The organism is Streptomyces sp. NPDC002265 (assembly GCF_040296125.1).
GTDB lineage: Bacteria > Actinomycetota > Actinomycetes > Streptomycetales > Streptomycetaceae > Streptomyces.
This window is the reverse complement of the sequence record NZ_JBEOWS010000608.1, coordinates 1-2,717: the sequence shown is the minus strand read 5'-3', so window position 1 is coordinate 2,717 and position 2,717 is coordinate 1. Positions and strand designations below refer to the sequence as shown.

Below are 2,717 nucleotides of genomic sequence, written 5' to 3'. Positions count from 1 at the left end.
GCCGCCCCATTGGCGTACGTACTGCCGTGGACGCTAGCCGAGTGCCTTGCCGGGCAGCTCGACCTTCGCGCCCAGCTCCACGAGCTTCTCCATGCTGTGCCTGTCCGGGGGACGACCCCCGGACCCCCGGCCGGGGAAGTGCCGCCCGGGCCGGAGCGGAAGGGCTGGGGTCAGCCGAGTGCCTTGCCGGGCAGCTCGACCTTCGCGCCCAGCTCCACGAGCTTCTCCATGAAGTTCTCGTAGCCCCGGTTGATCAGGTCGATGCCGTGCACGCGGGACGTGCCCTGCGCCGCCAGGGCGGCGATGAGGTACGAGAACCCGCCGCGCAGGTCGGGGATGACCAGGTCGGCGCCCTGGAGCTTGGTGGGGCCGGAGACGACCGCGGAGTGCAGGAAGTTGCGCTGGCCGAAGCGGCAGTCGGAGCTGCCCAGGCACTCGCGGTAGAGCTGGATGTGCGCGCCCATCTGGTTCAGGGCGGAGGTGAAGCCCAGCCGGGACTCGTAGACCGTCTCGTGGATGATGGACAGGCCGGTGGCCTGTGTCAGCGCGACCACCAGGGGCTGCTGCCAGTCCGTCTGGAAGCCGGGGTGCACGTCCGTCTCCAGGGCGATGGACTTCAGCTGGCCGCCCGGGTGCCAGAAGCGGATGCCCTCGTCGTCGATCTCGAACGCGCCCCCCACCTTCCGGTAGGTGTTGAGGAACGTCATCATCGAGCGCTGCTGGGCCCCGCGGACGTAGATGTTGCCCTCGGTGGCCAGCGCCGCGGACGCCCACGAGGCGGCCTCCAGGCGGTCCGCCAGGGCCGCGTGGGTGTAGCCGCCGAGCGAGTCCACGCCGGTGATGCGGATCGTGCGGTCGGTGTCCATCGCGATGATCGCGCCCATCTTCTGCAGCACGCAGATGAGGTCCTCGATCTCCGGCTCCACCGCCGCGTTCGACAGCTCGGTGACGCCCTCCGCGAGGACCGCCGTCAGCAGCACCTGCTCGGTCGCGCCCACGGACGGGTACGGCAGCCGGATCTTGGTGCCGCGCAGCCGCGTCGGCGCCTCCAGGTACTGGCCGTCCTCGCGCTTCTCGATCCGCGCGCCGAACTGCCGCAGCACCTCGAAGTGGAAGTCGATGGGCCGCCCGCCGATGTCGCAGCCGCCCAGGCCCGGGATGAACGCGTGACCCAGACGGTGCAGCAGCGGGCCGCAGAACAGGATCGGGATACGGCTGGAACCCGCGTGGGCATCGATGTCGGCGACGTTGGCGCTCTCCACGTGCGACGGGTCCAGCACCAGCTCGCCCGGCTCCTCACCGGGGCGGACCGTCACGCCGTGCAGCTGGAGCAGACCGCGCACGACCCGCACGTCACGGATGTCGGGAACATTGCGCAGACGGCTCGGCTCGCTGCCCAGCAGCGCGGCGACCATGGCCTTCGGTACGAGGTTCTTCGCACCGCGGACACGGATCTCGCCCTCCAGCGGGGTTCCGCCGTGGACAAGCAGGACATCGTCGTTGACGGTCATGTATCTCGCGTTCCGATGAGTTGGGCCAGTGGAGATGAGACAGAGTAATCGCCGCGTACCCCTCTCCCGTAAGCCCAGGCACCGCCCAGCCAGGTCATAGCTGTGTCACAACACGAACCGTTCCCAATCGGACACATGGGGTCACCGCCCCGGCTGTGCGCGTGGGATGCGTCCGTGCGCCCTGAGCTGCCTTCACTCCCGTGCCCTGATTGGCTCCCCATGCGGCGCGCGGATGCGGGATCATGTCTGGCATGACCGAGGTGTCCTCGCTCACAGGGCGGCTGCTCGTGGCGACGCCCGCCCTGGCGGACCCGAACTTCGACCGTGCGGTCGTGCTCCTTCTCGACCACGACGAGGAGGGCTCCCTCGGTGTCGTCCTCAACCGTCCGACGCCGGTGGGGGTGCGCGACATCCTGGAGGGCTGGGCCGATCTGGCCGGCGAGCCCGGTGTGGTCTTCCAGGGCGGCCCGGTCTCCCTGGACTCGGCGCTGGGCGTCGCGGTGATCCCGGGCGGCGGCTCGGCGGCGGCACCGCTGGGCTGGCGCCGGGTGCACGGCGCGATCGGGCTGGTGGACCTGGAGGCCCCGCCGGAGCTGCTCGCCTCGGCCCTGGGCTCCCTGCGGATCTTCGCCGGTTACGCCGGCTGGGGGCCCGGCCAGCTGGAGGACGAACTGGTCGAGGGCGCCTGGTACGTCGTCGAGTCCGAACCGGGCGACGTCTCCTCCCCGGCCCCCGAGCGGCTCTGGCGCGAGGTCCTGCGCCGTCAGCGAAACGAACTGGCGATGGTCGCCACCTATCCGGACGACCCTTCTCTCAACTGATGCGGGGGAGCTTCAGTACCCTTGGGCCTATGAGCACTCTCGAGCCCGAGCGCGGGACTGGTACGGGAACCCTCGTAGAGCCGACGCCCCAGGTGTCCCACGGCGACGGTGACCACGAGCGCTTCGCCCACTACGTCCAGAAGGACAAGATCATGGCGAGCGCCCTCGACGGGACCCCCGTCGTAGCGCTGTGCGGCAAGGTCTGGGTGCCGGGCCGCGACCCGAAGAAGTACCCGGTGTGCCCGATGTGCAAGGAGATCTACGACTCCATGGGCGCCGGCGGCGACGGCAAGGGTGGCGGCAAGGGCGGCGACGGCAAGTAGCAGCCCCTCGTCCGCAGGATTCTCCTAGAACGTTCAGAAGGCCCCCGGGGCGCACCGACCGT

3 protein-coding genes are annotated in these 2,717 nt (G+C 70.2%); 2 read left to right on the top strand and 1 reads right to left on the bottom strand.

The genetic code is table 11. From position 1 onward, the window contains the following. Positions 1-170: 170 nt before the first annotated feature. Positions 171-1,511: a UDP-N-acetylglucosamine 1-carboxyvinyltransferase gene (gene murA, locus ABT085_RS45475; protein ID WP_351622893.1), complete on the bottom strand. Its 1,341-nt coding sequence runs from the start codon at positions 1,509-1,511 to the stop codon at positions 171-173. 251 nt (positions 1,512-1,762) lie between these two features. Between murA and ABT085_RS45470 the strand changes: the two genes are divergently transcribed. Both ABT085_RS45470 and ABT085_RS45465 read left to right on the top strand, forming a co-directional pair. Beyond that, positions 1,763-2,332, top strand: coding sequence for a YqgE/AlgH family protein (locus tag ABT085_RS45470; protein WP_152885050.1), 570 nt, complete (start codon positions 1,763-1,765; stop codon positions 2,330-2,332). Positions 2,333-2,361: 29 nt separating this feature from the next. Beyond that, positions 2,362-2,655, top strand: a complete 294-nt coding sequence (locus tag ABT085_RS45465) for a DUF3039 domain-containing protein (protein ID WP_351622890.1) — start codon at positions 2,362-2,364, stop codon at positions 2,653-2,655. Positions 2,656-2,717 lie beyond the last annotated feature (62 nt).

Excerpts from the sequence above, each read along its gene's own strand:
- murA (WP_351622893.1), bottom strand. The coding sequence starts at position 1,511 with ATGACCGTCAACGACGATGTCCTGCTTGTCCACGGCGGAACCCCGCTG.
- ABT085_RS45470 (WP_152885050.1), top strand. The coding sequence starts at position 1,763 with ATGACCGAGGTGTCCTCGCTCACAGGGCGGCTGCTCGTGGCGACGCCC.
- ABT085_RS45465 (WP_351622890.1), top strand. The coding sequence starts at position 2,362 with ATGAGCACTCTCGAGCCCGAGCGCGGGACTGGTACGGGAACCCTCGTA.